The 15,360-nt window shown below is 32.1% G+C and carries 15 protein-coding genes; 5 read left to right on the forward strand and 10 right to left on the reverse strand.

Annotated elements, in window-relative coordinates:
- Positions 1-34: 34 nt before the first annotated feature.
- From DK508_RS00935 to DK508_RS00945, 3 genes are read right to left on the reverse strand one after another with little or no spacing between them, the layout of a single operon-like run.
- On the reverse strand, positions 35-1,405 hold the full coding sequence (locus tag DK508_RS00935; protein ID WP_160114507.1) for a hypothetical protein: 1,371 nt from the start codon (positions 1,403-1,405) through the stop codon (positions 35-37).
- Positions 1,386-2,003: a hypothetical protein gene (locus DK508_RS00940; protein WP_109298859.1), complete on the reverse strand. Its 618-nt coding sequence runs from the start codon at positions 2,001-2,003 to the stop codon at positions 1,386-1,388. Before DK508_RS00940 ends, DK508_RS00935 begins: the two co-directional genes overlap by 20 nt.
- Positions 1,987-2,532, reverse strand: a complete 546-nt coding sequence (locus tag DK508_RS00945) for an RNA polymerase sigma factor (RefSeq protein ID WP_235016238.1) — start codon at positions 2,530-2,532, stop codon at positions 1,987-1,989. Before DK508_RS00945 ends, DK508_RS00940 begins: the two co-directional genes overlap by 17 nt.
- A gap of 535 nt (positions 2,533-3,067) precedes the next feature.
- Here DK508_RS00945 and DK508_RS00950 point away from each other — a divergent pair.
- Both DK508_RS00950 and meaB read left to right on the forward strand, forming a co-directional pair.
- Positions 3,068-3,631 (forward strand): DUF2911 domain-containing protein, encoded by a 564-nt coding sequence (locus DK508_RS00950; protein WP_109298860.1) that lies wholly within the window; start codon positions 3,068-3,070, stop codon positions 3,629-3,631.
- Between the two features lie 74 nt (positions 3,632-3,705).
- Positions 3,706-4,782 carry a methylmalonyl Co-A mutase-associated GTPase MeaB gene (gene meaB, locus DK508_RS00955; protein WP_109298861.1) on the forward strand — a complete coding sequence of 359 codons (1,077 nt, stop codon included), beginning with the start codon at positions 3,706-3,708 and terminating at the stop codon, positions 4,780-4,782.
- Between the two features lies 1 nt (position 4,783).
- Here meaB and DK508_RS00960 read toward each other — a convergent pair whose 3' ends face one another.
- Positions 4,784-6,055 carry an acyloxyacyl hydrolase gene (locus DK508_RS00960; protein ID WP_109298862.1) on the reverse strand — a complete coding sequence of 424 codons (1,272 nt, stop codon included), beginning with the start codon at positions 6,053-6,055 and terminating at the stop codon, positions 4,784-4,786.
- 346 nt (positions 6,056-6,401) lie between these two features.
- On the reverse strand, positions 6,402-6,686 hold the full coding sequence (locus tag DK508_RS00965) for a hypothetical protein (protein WP_109298863.1): 285 nt from the start codon (positions 6,684-6,686) through the stop codon (positions 6,402-6,404).
- Between the two features lie 340 nt (positions 6,687-7,026).
- Between DK508_RS00965 and DK508_RS00970 the strand changes: the two genes are divergently transcribed.
- Both DK508_RS00970 and DK508_RS00975 read left to right on the forward strand, forming a co-directional pair.
- Complete coding sequence (locus DK508_RS00970; protein ID WP_109298864.1) at positions 7,027-8,547, forward strand: BCCT family transporter; 1,521 nt, start codon at positions 7,027-7,029, stop codon at positions 8,545-8,547.
- A gap of 47 nt (positions 8,548-8,594) precedes the next feature.
- On the forward strand, positions 8,595-10,835 hold the full coding sequence (locus DK508_RS00975) for a penicillin-binding protein 1A (protein ID WP_109298865.1): 2,241 nt from the start codon (positions 8,595-8,597) through the stop codon (positions 10,833-10,835).
- A gap of 11 nt (positions 10,836-10,846) precedes the next feature.
- Here DK508_RS00975 and DK508_RS00980 read toward each other — a convergent pair whose 3' ends face one another.
- The 4 genes from DK508_RS00980 to DK508_RS00995 all read right to left on the reverse strand — a co-directional run bounded on the left by DK508_RS00980 (position 10,847) and on the right by DK508_RS00995 (position 14,313).
- Entirely contained in the window at positions 10,847-11,425 is a 579-nt protein-coding gene (locus tag DK508_RS00980; protein ID WP_109298866.1) for a phosphatase PAP2 family protein, read from the reverse strand.
- 28 nt (positions 11,426-11,453) lie between these two features.
- Entirely contained in the window at positions 11,454-11,681 is a 228-nt protein-coding gene (locus DK508_RS00985; RefSeq protein WP_109298867.1) for a hypothetical protein, read from the reverse strand.
- A gap of 72 nt (positions 11,682-11,753) precedes the next feature.
- Positions 11,754-12,839 carry an OmpA family protein gene (locus DK508_RS00990; protein WP_109298868.1) on the reverse strand — a complete coding sequence of 362 codons (1,086 nt, stop codon included), beginning with the start codon at positions 12,837-12,839 and terminating at the stop codon, positions 11,754-11,756.
- A 103-nt stretch (positions 12,840-12,942) separates the two neighbouring features.
- Entirely contained in the window at positions 12,943-14,313 is a 1,371-nt protein-coding gene (locus DK508_RS00995; protein ID WP_109298869.1) for an MATE family efflux transporter, read from the reverse strand.
- Positions 14,314-14,399: 86 nt separating this feature from the next.
- Between DK508_RS00995 and DK508_RS01000 the strand changes: the two genes are divergently transcribed.
- Positions 14,400-14,765, forward strand: coding sequence for a hypothetical protein (locus DK508_RS01000; protein ID WP_109298870.1), 366 nt, complete (start codon positions 14,400-14,402; stop codon positions 14,763-14,765).
- Positions 14,766-14,811: 46 nt separating this feature from the next.
- Here the strand turns inward: DK508_RS01000 and DK508_RS01005 are convergent, their stop codons facing one another.
- The gene (locus DK508_RS01005; RefSeq protein ID WP_109298871.1) at positions 14,812-15,345 is read right to left on the reverse strand and encodes a hypothetical protein; all 534 of its coding nucleotides are present in this window, start codon (positions 15,343-15,345) and stop codon (positions 14,812-14,814) included.
- Positions 15,346-15,360 lie beyond the last annotated feature (15 nt).

A 15,360-nucleotide genomic window follows, 5' to 3' on the forward strand; every position in this document is an offset into this window, starting at 1 on the left:
ATAATTAACACTACAATAATTATTATGAAAAAACTTATTTATTATTTAACAGAATCTTACTATACTTAGCATTGATTGTGATCATATTATTTGTACTACGGGTGTTTTGAAATCCATTGATAAAAACGTTACCAAAATTCTTTCTTGTATTTATTTCTAAAGTTTTAGGTAAAGAAATTATACTTTGAGCGCCGCTGTAAGATAAATTAAAGGATGTATCTGGTAATTTTAATTTAAAATCACTATTCTGAACTGCCAAATCAAGTGTCGAAAATGATTTTCCTAAAGTTGCAATTGTAATCATTCCAAAACTCGCAGAAATAGCTCCATTCTCATCTAACTCTTGGATAAAAATATTACTCGAATCTGCATTTACCAAAAGGTTTTTTGCGTTTTGAATCCTACAGTTCTTAACATAGTTTACAACAAGTCTTCCATTATTCCATTCACGCACAAATACAGGCGAGTATGATGCTTTGATAAAAGTTTGATTACCTTCTATCACATTGGCAGAAAGTTTTGTGTGCGATAATGAAGCTCTAACATTTTTGGCTTTCTCTGCCAATTGTACTGCACCATGACGGACATTAAGCTTCAGTTTAGCATCTTTAGGTATTTTTACCTTGATTACTTTACTTGTATTGGTATTTGATCTTTCGGCACTATACTGATAGATCGTAACATTAGCCGTTCCTTTTTGCTGTTTTTCGATATCTTTGACCAGTTGAGATGCCCAGGCTTCCATTTGTTTACCATATTGCTCTCCCCATTCTAATCGAATCTCCATTTGGCCAGATATGTTTTTTGAATTTGCTTCAAGTTGTTTGGCCCACTTTTGTTTTTCTTGATTTATTTCATCACTAAACTTCTCTCGTATCTGATTATCCCATTGCTGAATATATTTTTCTTCCTCTTCACTATAGTTTTTATTTTTAAGATTAACATTAGCAAGATTGTCCGAAAGTGCATTGGGCATAGGATTATTATCAATATTCTTAATAAGAGGCCCCAACATATCCGCTATTGCCGGATTTAACATTCTAAGTTGTTCTTTACTCACGTTAAAATTAGAGGCGGTTACTTTACCTGTCCATAAATTTCCTGCCGCAGAATTAATAGTTACATTTTCATCATCACCAAGCACATCTAATTGCCAACTATCGAGTATACGCTTATTATTTCCATCAATAAGATTATTGCCTTCTATGTATGCTTCTACTGATACTTCATTTCTATTCCATGTCTCAAAAACTATATTAGTATGGCTAGTATTAAGATTAATAGTAACATCAGAATTAACAGAAAGCTTTTCCTTAAGCTTACTTTCGCGATCTTGCGCTAATACCCCAACGCTATAAAACCCGAGAACATAAAATGTAATAATATTAAGCTTGTATCTCATCATAACCTTCATTCTCAATTTTTTCTAATTCTTTAAGTTTATCTTTTAATCTTTCTAATAAAGACAACCTTAACTTTAAATTTTCCATCATAGCTTCTATGCTTTCCATGTTTGGACCAACTTCAATAAGTTCTTTACTAAGGTTTTGATATTCTCTATCAAGATTGTTTAACCGTAATTTAAAACTATCTACTAACTCTCTATTTTTGTCATCGACAGTAATTTCTGACAACTGAAACTTGATACTAGTCAATAAATAATTTTCAACTTTTTCATACTCTGGAGACATTTCTGCCAGAGACGAAGACTGTTTAGACAAGACTATTGTAGAATTTTTAGCATCTGTACCATCAGTAGTTACCACTTCATTATCATTAGAGACGTTTCCTTGAAATTGATTATACGCTGTTAAGGAGATTGAAAATACTATAGCAACACTTGCAGCAATTTTCAACCAACCATATGTAAATTTCCTGACCTTAGTCTTTTCTGGAAGTTCTTTTTCTAACTTGGCCATAAAACGCAACTGATGTCCTTCATTTATACGTTCAGAAGGGAGTTGCTTATCCTGTTTTAATAGCTCTCTAATATCTTGTGCCATCTCTCAAATGTTTTAATTGGTCCTGAAGCTGTTTTTTACCTCGATGAACAAGGGTTCTCGAAGCCACCGATGTTATATCTAATATTTCACTAATTTCGTTATGATCATACCCTTCAATCAAAAATAGCATTACTGCATATTTATACTTTTCGGGTAATCTCTCTATTGCTTTTTTTACTTCTTCAACTGTCACAGAATCTGATACAGACCAATCATTTTGTTCTTCGACTGTAGTCATCACCTGTTCATTAATCGCTACCATATTCATCTTCTTGGCCTTTAGCATATCTATGCTTTTATTAATTACTATTCGTTTAAGCCAAGCACCAAAAGTCACATCACCTGTAAACTGGTGAAGTCTTGTAAAGGCCTTAATGAAAGATTCTTGCATAGCTTCCTCTGCCTCAAATGGATCTTTGAGGAATCTTAAAGCTACATAATACATACCATCACAGTATTTATTATAAAGCTTCATCTGTGCTCTACGGTCATTATCCCTACACTGTTCTATTAGCTCGCTTTGTAACAAACTTCTCTTACTTTTGGTTAGTGATTATTATTTAAAAACTGTCTTAAATCGTATTCATCTATATAGACGAATTCTTATACCTAATTGTTGCAAAATTATACATAAAATTCCGTTACAACCAACAAATATTTGAATATCAGGTATTTAATAAATATTTAACTACTGTTTGAGTAAGTTTTTCAATTCTGAATCCACTACATACATACTTTTTTATTAATCAAAATTAAAAAATCATGTACCAACCAAAAAAAAACTGCGATTACTGCAACGATGAAGACATCGAAGATGTGTTTTCCTTATTAGAGAAAAATGTAGATTGTACCCACACATTAATCAACCGCATAGATGATCTCATAGAACACAAATACTTATCCGAATCGATTATAAAAATTTTAACTACCCTAAGAAACACATGTGCAATGAACGTTATGAACATTGCTCAACTAACAAAATAAGTTTTACATCACAATTGAAATAATTGCTGTAATTGTGATGCTTAAAAAAACTATCTTTAGTACCTAAATGAGTATTGTTTATGTCTAAGTTATTAAAACGCACACTCCTTATTATATTAGGTATTGTTGTTATAGGTTTTGCCGGTATGCTTATCCTGAAATCTACAACCAAGAAGCATAGCCCTGAAGAAGTCATTTCACATATAGCAGGAAATGCCAATTTTACAGTCTTTTACAATAGACCTTTTAAAAAAGGTAGAGCAATTTTTGGAAATCTGGTTCCTTATGGTGAAGTATGGAGAACAGGTGCTAACGAAGCTACTTCATTTACTACTGATAAAGACATCCTAATTGATGGTACTTTACTTAATGCTGGTACGTATACATTATGGACGATCCCTAATTCAGATTCTTGGAAAATCATCTTTAATAGTAAAGAATATGGATGGGGAGTTGATTTTAAAGATGGTAAAGCTATGAGAGAAGCAGAATTTGATGTGGTAACATTAGAAGTTCCGGTTCAACCGTTGTTAAATATTATTGAACAATTTTCTATCTATTTTGAAAACGCAAATGGTTTTACTTTAATGTATTTGGCATGGGATAGAACTGCCATTGCTGTTCCTATCAAAATAAAAGAATAAAATCATTCATATCATAGTGCATATTTTAATAGATTTCATAAAAGGAATTTATAACTTTGCCTTAAAGTCTTTTTGTGTCTAAAAATACCGATCCACATAATAACTCATCTTCAAAAGTGCCCTCAAGCACTAATAAACAGGCCATTGGTGTATTCAAAAAAAACCAACAAAAGAATGTATCTGTTCAACATATTTTTAATGCTATTATAGCAAAAGATACTACGAGTTTGAGCAGAGGTATAACTTTAATAGAAAGTACACAACAAACCCACTTTAAAAAAGCACAACAACTTATAGAAAAGTGCTTACCATATACCAATAATTCTATAAGGATAGGGATTACTGGTGTACCTGGTGTAGGTAAAAGTACATTTATTGAAGCTCTAGGTAATGTATTAATAGAGCAAGGCAAAAAAGTAGCCGTTTTGGCTGTTGATCCCAGTAGTACCATTTCAAAAGGAAGTATTTTGGGAGATAAAACCAGGATGGAATCTTTAGTAAGATCTCCTAAAGCTTTTATTCGTCCTTCTCCTTCTGGAAATTCATTAGGAGGGGTTGCACAAAAAACTCGCGAATCTATTATTCTTTGTGAGGCTGCCGGATATGATGTGATTATTATTGAAACTGTTGGCGTGGGGCAAAGTGAAACAGCTGTGCATAGTATGGTAGATTTCTTTTTATTATTAAAACTAGCTGGAGCCGGAGATGAACTTCAAGGTATAAAAAGAGGTATTATAGAAATGGCAGATGCTATTGTTATTAATAAGGCCGATGGAGATAACCTAAACCGGGCAAAAGAAGCAAAAAATCAATTCAGGAAAGCGTTACATTTATATCCTCTAGCAGAAAGCAGTTGGTCTCCAGAAGTTATGGTTTGTAGTGCTCTTAAAAATACGGGGATACAAGAAATCTGGAAATTGATTCAAAAATATCTAGAGGTCACCCATAAAAATGGTTTTTTTGAAGAAAACCGAAAACAACAGAACAAATTTTGGCTAGTTCAAACAATAGAAGAACAATTAAAAACTTCCTTTTATAACCATCCTGCTATACAATCAGAATTAGATTCTCAAATAGAACTGGTATTACAACACAAAATTACACCTTTTGCCGCTGCAAGATATTTATTGAACCTAAGTAAGAAATCATAATTTAATTTGATTTTACTTTTTTACTTTCTTTTAAGTTAAATTGATATACATACCCTAAACTAAATTCTGAAAAATCGGCCTGCCCTAAATTTGCATTAATATGAGCAGATACGAATATGTTATTTTTCACTGATCTATTAGTGTTGATCAAATAATATTTTATTCCTAACCTACTAGATATCGTACGTTTTACTTTAAAATACGAATCCAATTCTCCTAGTTTTACATAATCTCCTTCAAAAAAATACCCTTGACTAAGTTGCCAATCAATTTTGTAAAACGGTTTATATACATTGATTCCTAAATCAAACTCTACTCCTACGTGACCTATCAAAAGTTCGGCACTTCCGAAAAAACCAAAATTAGTCGCATATCGATATGGGTTTTCTCGATATTCAGGAACTTGTTCCTCTATAAGTTGTTTGTTCTCATTAATATGATCATAATAATGCTCATAAAGTCTATAATACATCCCTCCTCCAAACTTAAATGTCTTGTTTATAATTTTACCACCAGAAAGCGCAACAGAATATACTTCCTTTTTATCATTAAAAACTCTAGAAAGTACATTTTGACCAATACCAGCTCTAAAAGAAAAATAATTCTCGGTATATCTTTTCCTTTCTGGTTTTCTATTGATTGTGCTATTTTCCTGATATAAAAGTTCATTCCCGATATTGGTAGATAGACTTACCAAAAATGAATTAAGTCCTTGATTTGGCAATCGAGTATGACCATTAGAAAAATGAGAGTACCCAAGACCAAGCCTCCATTTCATGGTTTCTTTTCTAAGTACATCATAATACAAGAATGATCTAAAAGACCAATTTACCTTTGTTGTTACCGCTAGATTAAGCGGATTAGAATCTACATCATATTGTGTATCAATATAAGAAGCTCCCATACCTATATTTACATTCCATCTGTGTGATTTTTGTCGAAATAATCCTATTTCGACAAATGGCATTAAAGTATATGCCATTCCTATTTTTTCTATGTTTCCAAAATCTGTTACACCCAAAGAAATACCGGTTTTTGGATACCCTAACTCTATCGCCCATCGTTGCTCTGATTGCCAACTATAACTTCCTAAACTAAGAAAAAAAGACTTCTGTAATTTAGTTTCTGGAAAACCAGTATTTGCTTCCATGGTTTTTCCTATTAAGATCTCGGGAGTAATAAAAAAAGATCCTTGATCTCTTTTCTTTTCAGACTGACCATATAACTGTATTCCGATAAAAAACAAAAGTAAATAACTCCCTTTATATCCCATGTATTCGATTTAATCAATCTATTAATTATCTTCTAATCCAGTAGATCCAAACATATTTAAGTTTACAACTTACCGATTTTGAACAAATTAAAAAGACACAAATAAAAGAAAACTTTACTTTGTATATAACGATTTTCGATTAAATTATTTTTCGCACATGTCTATAAACACTTCTTATTTACATTAAAACAACTGGTTTTCTTAGTCCAAAACTTCAATTTTAAAAAGGATGGGTCAAAGAGTTGAAATCAATTATAGAAGCCATTATATTTACAATTATACATAGGTAATCCTATACGTTATATATTACGTTTTTATCTATGAATTAAATTAGGCGACAAATCTTCTATTTATCAGCAAAATCTCCTACCTGATCTTTGCTTACTCCTTCAGGGATATTAAGTTTAGAATTATCTTCATCAAAACTCTCCATAGTATCAGCCAGTCTTTTGCTTATTTTGATCAGATAAACGGTATCCTTTGTTTTTACCTCAACAGCCTCTATGGCCTCGTTGTGGTGATTTCTAAATGAAATAATATCTCGATCGGCATAACCATCAGGAAATTTTTCTACAAGAAGATTTAAAATGTTTTTATTTAACTTTCTATAATCAACAATTACTCTTTTCATGGGTTTGCAGGTTTAGTGAGTATGTATAAAATAAAATGTACTTAAACATCAATAAAATATAAACCTTGGGAATCCATTTTTATAACTTACCCCAAGTAGTTTTCAATGCGGGCATAGTAACGATAGTTAATTCAATATGTTATTACAAGTCTAATTAAAAAAAATGAAATTTGCGAGAAATCAACTTTAAATAATTGATTATTTTTTGATTTTTTTACTTGTTAAAAAACACAAAGTTTTTCTTAATTTCAATAACAATTCTCGAAACTTTTTAGGACATTTATAATTGATGTAAAAATTATGTTTCCAAACGTATTAATATAAAAGTAAAGCTCATCTTATGAAACTAGATTTTAAGAAAAATAGTTTGCTATATATTTCCTTATTTATATTGCTTTTTTTTTCGTTCTTTTTATACTTTTTTACATTAGAAACATACAATGGGATTGAAGCTTTTTCGGTATACATTCGTCAAAGATTTGGCAGGTTTTATTTATGGTTAGGATTATTTTGTGTTATTCTCTTATTAGTTTTAGCATTTTCTAAATGGGGAAAACGTCGTTTGGGCGCAATCAATGATCGTCCACAATTTTCAAGATTAGCATGGATATCTATGTTATACAGTGCTGGTATGGGAGCAGGAATACTATTACGTGCTGTGCAAGAACCTGTGTACATGATGAATAATCCACCTATAGACAACGGAACCTCTTCGAGTACCATTGCTTTAGAATACACTTTTTATCAATGGGGATTTACAGCTTGGGCTTTTTATGCTGTATTTGCTATTATTATAGGTTACTATCTATTTGTTCATTCTAAAAAAGTACTTTCAAGCACAGCTTTTTCTTCAATAGAACATATTATTACTTCAGAAAAATCTCGAAATTTTATTTTTAAAAGTATTGATATCCTAGCTATTCTTACTACAGTATTTGGCTTAGTAGCAGCCATTGGTCTAGGAACCACCCAGATTGAAGGAGGCCTTACTCATCTATTAAAAAAAGATGTTGGACTTGCGGGTACTATTTTGGTACTATTAATCATATCATTCCTGGCTTTTATATCAGTTTTTAGAGGAGTTAATAAAGGGATTAAAATCATCTCCACTTGGAATATCTATATTACGTTTGCTCTTCTAATTTTTGTATTTGTACAGAGCGATATCACCGCGGTGTTTGTTCAATTTTTCACAGCATTATTTCACTATTTAATTGACTTTATCCCGCTAAGTATTGCAATTGGTAAATACAACCCAGGAGAAACTTTTCTTACCGACTGGACTTATTATTATTGGGCTTTTTGGCTGGCTTGGGCTCCTTTTACTGGAATATTTATAGCGCGGATTTCAAAAGGAAGAACACTTCGTGAAATTATACTCGGTGTACTACTGATACCTTCTTTAGGAACTTTTTTCTGGTTTACAACTTTTGGCCAATCTGCTTTCGAAATTATTGAGGATTTAGGAGTATATCAAGGACAATTTGATAATGTATTTAGTTCTATTTTTATTTTCTTTGAAAACTACCCCTTACAAGGGTTCATAAATACACTTACCATCTTTTTACTAATTAGCTTTTTGGTTACCTCTTTGGATTCTGCCATTTTTGTTTTGAGTATGTTTACGGATAACGGAAAACAAGAGCCTTCAAAAATGCATCGTCTTTTATGGAGCATTATACTTACTATCTTTTCGATTGGAATTATCCTACTAGGAAACGTAAAAACAGATATCAATGTACTCATAGCTATGCAGAAATTGCTCATTATAACCTCTTTACCATTTTCCTTACTCATGGTATTGATGATTGTATTATTCATAAGAGATTTTAGAAAAAAAGTAAAGGCAAATAGAGCCTAATAATACCGTTTTTTCAGCGTTATCTATGTTCACACTAGGAATATATAATGAAGAAGTATTTGCAAAAAAAATGGATCAAATGGCCTATTTTAACACTAAGCGTAATCCTATTCTTATGCGTTTGCTTTTATGCCAGTATCTACTTTGGTTTTTGGGGAAAACTACCAAGTAACGATGAGCTTAGTTCTCTTAAACAAGCTGAAGCTACTCAAGTATTAGATAAGGATGGTCATTTGATTGGTAAATATTACATTTATGACAGACAACCTATAACATATCAAGATCTTCCTAAACACTTGATTGATGCACTAATTGCTACTGAAGATATTAGATTCTATGAGCATGACGGTGTTGACAACACAAGTCTATTTCGAGTTTTTTTTAAAACTATCTTATTACGTGACAAATCATCTGGAGGAGGAAGTACCATCACACTGCAATTGGCTAAAAATTTATTTGGAAGAAAGAAATATCAAGCCTTTACTACTGTCATTAACAAATTAAAAGAATCTTTTGTCGCTAAAAGAATAGAAGAAATATATTCTAAAGAAGAAATTCTTACTCTCTATTTTAATACAGTACCTTTTCCTGATAACACCTATGGTATTGAAAGTGCCGCTCAGAAATTCTTTAACAAAACCACGAATCAATTATCATTATCTGAGTCTGCCACTTTGATAGGGACATTAAAAGCAAACCATAGTTATAACCCTCGTCTATTTCCTGAAAGAAGTCAATTAAGACGAGATGTTGTCATCAAGCAAATGGTGAAATATGGGTACCTAAACACGAATCGTGCTAATCATGTTATTAATAAAAGTATTGAACTGGATTATCAATACTTTAACCATGATCTTGGTTTAGCTCCATATTTTAGAGAAGAAGTAAAAAAAGAACTCTACAAAATATTTGAAAACCTCAAAAAACCAGATAGCACTTTATACGACATTTTTAATGATGGATTAATAATACATACCACTCTAGATTATAAGATGCAGTCTATGGCTGAAGAAGCTATGAAAGAGCATATGATCACACTACAGAAGGAGTATGAGTTTTCATATGGAAATTCTGCACCATGGAAAAAGAATGGTAATCTAATTAAAAAATCAATTAATGAATTAGAGGTTTACAAAAGGTTAAAAGCGCTGGAACTAACTGATTCTCAAATCCAAGATTCTCTTGCTATCAAAAAAGATATTGAATTATTCGAATGGGCAGGTAACCATATAAAAAACAGTTCTTCTCTAGATAGTTTACTACATTATCAAAAGTTCCTTAACACAGGGATGATTGCCGTTGAACCATCTACGGGGGCTGTACACGCCTATATTGGCGGGATAGATTATCGTTATTTTAAGTATGATCATGTTTCACAAAGCAAAAGGCAAGTAGGATCCACTTTTAAGCCCTTTGTGTACACGGCAGCTATCGAAAACGGGATGAAACCTTGTTCTTATTTTTCAGTAAAGGAAATTACGTACACTAATTTAGAAAATTGGACGCCAAAAAATTCCTCAGCAAAAGAAGATCCACATCTAAATTTTACAATGGAAAAAGCACTAAGTAATTCTGTAAATACTATTGCCGTAAAAGTGCTTAATGAAGTCGGAATCTCAAAAGTAATAGATCAAGTAAAAAAGTTAGGAATTACAGATTCTCTTTCGCAAAAACCAGCAATGGCATTGGGAACAGATGGTATCAAATTAAAAGAACTTGTTGGTGCATATGCTAGCTATGTAAACAAAGGAAAAGCTGTAAAACCATATTATATTTCCAAAATTGAGGATAAACACGGTAATCTTATTGTTTCGTTCGAACCAGAGGTATCACAAACACCGGCTTATTCAGATTATACCAGACAAGTTATGTTAGAGATGATGAAATCTACTGTAGAAAACGGTACAGCAACCAGATTAAGAACTACATATCAATTAAAAAACGACATTGCAGGAAAAACAGGTACTACGCAAGATAATAAAGATGGTTGGTTTGTTGGTATTACTCCTAAATTGGTTACTGTAACCTGGGTGGGAAATGATAATTATAATATAGGTTTTAAAACAACGGCATTAGGTCAAGGAGCAAACAGTGCTTTACCTATTTTTGCCAAGCTATATCAAAAATTGAATCAGGATCCTATTTTTGATCCTATCACCAAAAGTAAATTTGAACAATCTACTACAGATGTCTTAAACTCTTTAGATTGTAAGCCAGAAAAACGAGATAATTTTTTAAAACGTTTATTTAGCAAAAAGAAAAAAAAGAAAAAGTTTAGAGAGGGATAGAAAATATAATGTCAAACTTTTACCGTTTCGCCATATTTCATAATTAGAAAAGTATGTAGTTTATATGCACCAAATCCTAATAAGATACCTATTGCCATACCAGTTATAATATCTCCAGGGTAATGAACACCAACATATATCCTACTATAACTAACTACAATAGACCATACGACCATAAATGGGAAAATATATTTTAGACGTTTTTGCAGGGCCAACCCTGTAAAAAAAGCTAATGCCATTGAACTAGCAGCATGTGCCGAAAAATATCCATGTCTTCCACAACGCTCTGCTATAAATCGTGCAAACTCTGCAACACCATCTGCTCGACAGGGCCTTGGACGCATAAATAATACATTTTTAAACAAATTTGATAGCTGATCGGATGCAGCTATAAGAGCAGCTACAATTACCAAAGTAATTATCGTGCCTCGAATACCGAAATATTTATAAAAAAAGAATAGTAATATTACATAAAGTGGTATCTGATACAGTTTTTCGGTCATAAATAACCAAAACCAATCCCAACTAGAACTACCTAAGTTGTTAAGAAATAAGAAAAGATCTTTATCTAATTCTATTAGTTCTTCCATAACTACTGATTACTAATTTTGAAAGATTTTATTCATCATAACGTTCAATTTCACGATCATAGAAATCATTTGCTGATTGAAATAGGTTTTCTGCCTCTTCCATTAACTCATTTTCATCATTCTTATCAAACTCCTCTAACCACTCTACCTCATCATTTTCGAGATTAATAATAAATCTCGGGAATTCTGTATGGATTACAAAAATAGCGTCAGGGAAATCTGTGTTATCTCCTAATAAGAATTTTGGAAAATTCATGATAAACAATTACAATTATTCTGCGTAAAGGTACTATCTTTTTAAACGAAACAAGAATATTATTTTCGAGCACTACTCGATCTTAATTTCTATCCTATTGTTTGAGTCTGGATCAAGATCTGTACCCGTTGCTACAACAGGCTCACTATTACCAGCAATGACAACCTCAATTAGAGATTCATCAACTCCTTTTTCGATCATATACTGCTTTACATTAGCAGCTCTCATTCCAGACATGATTTCATTTTCAAATTCGGATCCAGCATCATCGGCATGACCAATAATTTTAACCGAATTAACATTAAATATCGTTACATATTGGATATAAGAATCTAATGCTTTTTGAATTTCTGTATATGTTTCACTTTCACCTACCAAATATTCGATAGGAGAAAAATCAAGAGCCATATTACAAACTTGTCCTGCAACAAGGTTTTTAGGATTTTTCATTTCCATTAACAAAACATCATCAACAAAATAATATCCTGTATCATATTTTCCTCCTTTTACAGATTTTCCTTTTGGGCTATCCGAAAAATAACCTAATGATATATATTTTTCGGTACCTTTTGCTCTATAAACTCCACATACCTTAGCCCATCCTTTGGTATCACATACCATTTTTGAAGACTCTACATTTAATGGTAATTTTGATGTTCCGGTTATTTTTGGGCTTCGTGCACTAAAATAAGTCCCTATAGAAGAAGTACATGAATTGGATATCCCTTCTGCCAAAGACACATACATGTGAAAATAATAATATTTTCCAGCTCCCAAAGGTTTTTTTAATTTTGCAGTAACACCTTCTTTATACATTCCTCCTGCAATATACATACCTACTTTTCCTTCTCCAGTTCTTGGTTCTTGTGCACCAAACTGTTTTAAGAAATTTGGAGATTTATGTACAAACCGAATTAATTCTAATTGCGGGTGATACGCATCAGGAGAATTAATGGCCGGTTTCCAGTCCTTCATAATTCCAAAATTCTTCATCTCCATATCAATACGCTTAAGTGTCGTATTGGTGTTTTCAAAACTAGGATTAGGAATAAGATTTTGATTTTTACTATGCTCAAAGTTTTGAGCGTTACCACTATGCACAATCATTAGTATAAAGATGGCTAGCAGTAAACAAAATTTAGAATTTGGGACTCTCATTTTTGTATTCTGTTTTTTTGGAAAGATAGTTAATTATTCGTTAATACCAAATAAACGCATCAAGTCAATAAAACGTATTTCTTTCCCGTTTTTATTTAAAAATTTAATTCTTTTTGATTAAATCTTTTGTCAACTTATTAAACCTAAAATACAACAATAATGCCGAAGTTGTTAGACCCGCCAATAAACCAATCCAAATACCAGAGCTCTTATAATCAGTATACAAGCCTAAATAATAGCTAATTGGGAATCCCACCACCCAGTAGGCTACAAAAGTAATAAAGGTAGGTATTTTTACATCCTGAAGCCCCCTTAATGCGCCTAATACAGTAACTTGTATTGCATCAGAAATTTGAAACAATGCGGCAATAATAAGTAGCTTAGATGCTATACGTATAACCTCAGAATTATCAACTAAGTTCTCTACATCATCTACGTCTAAATATATCTTAGGCAGCATCGAATTACAAACCACGAAGACCAAAGCAAAAACCGTGGCAATTAAAAAACCTAATAAAAAAATAGAGATTGCAATCCTTCTCAAATTAGAAAATTGTTGTAATCCTTTTTGATTTCCAACTCTTACCATAGCGGCAACACTCAATCCCATAGCGACCATAAAAGTCATAGAAGATAAGTTTAAAGCTATCTGATTAGCAGCTTGCGGGTTCTTTCCCAAAATCCCAGATAACCAAATTGCTGCTGTAAAAATTGCAACTTCAAAAAACATCTGTAAAGCCGAAGGAAAACCTAATGCTAATATCTTTTTCATCATCCTGTTTTCAAGAACAAAGAATTTAATTTGTGTAACATAATCCGAAGATTTTTCTTTTCTTTTTAGAAAAACCCATAAAAATATAATCATTACAACTCTAGATACTAAGGTACCTACAGCTGCCCCAACAATACCCATTTGAGGGAAACCAAATTTCCCAAAAATCAATAAATAATTTAACACCACATTTACCACATTTGCTAGCAACGTAGCATACATAGGGTATCTAGTCATCGATAAACCATCAGAAAATTGTTTTAATGCTTGAAAACTAATTAATGGTATTAAAGAAAAAGCAACCAAATCCAAATACGGCAGCGCTAATGCCACTACCTCTTCGGGCTGATTCATAAGGTACATCAATGGCTTTGCTAATAGAATTACAAGAAATAACATAATCCCTAGTACGGTACACAAAAATAAACCGTGCTTGAAAGCAGATTTACCTGTTTTAAAATTATTTTCTGCATCTGCTTCTGCAACCAATGGTGTAATTGCTGTAGAAAACCCAATTCCTAAAGACATTGCAATAAACATAAAACTATTTCCTAAAGAAACTGCAGCTAATTCGGCGGTACCTAACTGTCCTACCATAATATTATCTACCAATGCAACCAGAGTATGACCAATCATCCCCATCATAACGGGCGTAGCCAATTTTAGATTATATCGAAATTCCTTAGTGTACTGATTTATCATTCTCAAGTTTTGAAGGCGTAAAGGTATTAGAACCTTAATAAACTAAAATATACTTATCGTATATTTAACGTTATTAATACAAATCTATGTCAACGATCTCTGTTCCTACAAAGGAAATAAAAAAAAGAAACAACACCCGTGTTTATCTAATTGTGGCCAGTATTATTTTTGGAATCTTAGTGTTTCCATCTTTGCCAATGATCATGATGTCTGCTATGATGTTTGATAGTCCTGGATCAGAAGATAGTATTCCTACAATCACATTAGTAGTAAGTTTAATTGCCTATCCGTTTGTCACGTTTATAGCTATCGTTACGGCTTGGATATTATTTGTACGGAAGAAACATCTATTATCTATAATATTCGCTAGTTTACCTATTTTAAATATCATCATTGGTATAGCCGTTATAATTTATATGGCAGTGTTTTGCAATGGTAATTTTTCTTGTTAAAAAATATAATACTCCACAAATACTATATTCATGGAGTAGCTATATCTTATTTCTTATTACGATGTAAAATTGATTTGAGTAAAGGATTAAATTCATTTTTTTCATCTTTCAGAATTTCCTGAATGTATGCCTTAGAGTCTTCGGTATTAAGGTATCCTATTCCTGTTAAGGCTCTTGTTTTCCAGCCTTTCCTAACCCCTTTTTGAATCCTACCTTCTTCCTGTTCAATATTTATCTCTCTGGCAATTTTTAAATCCTCTTCGCTAAGGCCTGTGTTTATGGATTGATTAGCGATAGTTTCTTGATTAATACGTAATCGTTTTATTTCGGCCTGAGTAACTGTTTTAAGATAATCTATAGAAGGGCCTTCTTCGAACCCTCTAATTAGAACAGGTAAAATGAAATCGGCATTTACTCTAAGTTTTTTGATGAGTTGTTTTTCTTCTCCTATACTACAATTTGAGGTTTGCCAACCCAAAAACAATTCTTGAATGATCTCATTATTCTGAGAATAACCTATACACCCAAGAAGTAATACTCCAAGAGCAAAAAGTGAATATTTTATTTTATATAGATACATGTGCTATAAATTTAA

The organism is Aquimarina sp. AU474 (genome assembly GCF_900312815.1).
Taxonomy (GTDB): Bacteria; Bacteroidota; Bacteroidia; order Flavobacteriales; family Flavobacteriaceae; genus Aquimarina.

Coding starts and splice junctions, on each gene's coding strand:
- DK508_RS00935 (WP_160114507.1), bottom strand. CDS start 1,405: ATGATGAGATACAAGCTTAATATTATTACATTTTATGTTCTCGGGTTT.
- DK508_RS00940 (WP_109298859.1), bottom strand. CDS start 2,003: ATGGCACAAGATATTAGAGAGCTATTAAAACAGGATAAGCAACTCCCT.
- DK508_RS00950 (WP_109298860.1), top strand. CDS start 3,068: ATGTCTAAGTTATTAAAACGCACACTCCTTATTATATTAGGTATTGTT.
- DK508_RS00960 (WP_109298862.1), bottom strand. CDS start 6,055: ATGGGATATAAAGGGAGTTATTTACTTTTGTTTTTTATCGGAATACAG.
- DK508_RS00965 (WP_109298863.1), bottom strand. CDS start 6,686: ATGAAAAGAGTAATTGTTGATTATAGAAAGTTAAATAAAAACATTTTA.
- DK508_RS00970 (WP_109298864.1), top strand. CDS start 7,027: ATGAAACTAGATTTTAAGAAAAATAGTTTGCTATATATTTCCTTATTT.
- DK508_RS00975 (WP_109298865.1), top strand. CDS start 8,595: ATGAAGAAGTATTTGCAAAAAAAATGGATCAAATGGCCTATTTTAACA.
- DK508_RS00980 (WP_109298866.1), bottom strand. CDS start 11,425: ATGGAAGAACTAATAGAATTAGATAAAGATCTTTTCTTATTTCTTAAC.
- DK508_RS00985 (WP_109298867.1), bottom strand. CDS start 11,681: ATGAATTTTCCAAAATTCTTATTAGGAGATAACACAGATTTCCCTGAC.
- DK508_RS00990 (WP_109298868.1), bottom strand. CDS start 12,839: ATGAGAGTCCCAAATTCTAAATTTTGTTTACTGCTAGCCATCTTTATA.
- DK508_RS00995 (WP_109298869.1), bottom strand. CDS start 14,313: ATGATAAATCAGTACACTAAGGAATTTCGATATAATCTAAAATTGGCT.
- DK508_RS01000 (WP_109298870.1), top strand. CDS start 14,400: ATGTCAACGATCTCTGTTCCTACAAAGGAAATAAAAAAAAGAAACAAC.
- DK508_RS01005 (WP_109298871.1), bottom strand. CDS start 15,345: ATGTATCTATATAAAATAAAATATTCACTTTTTGCTCTTGGAGTATTA.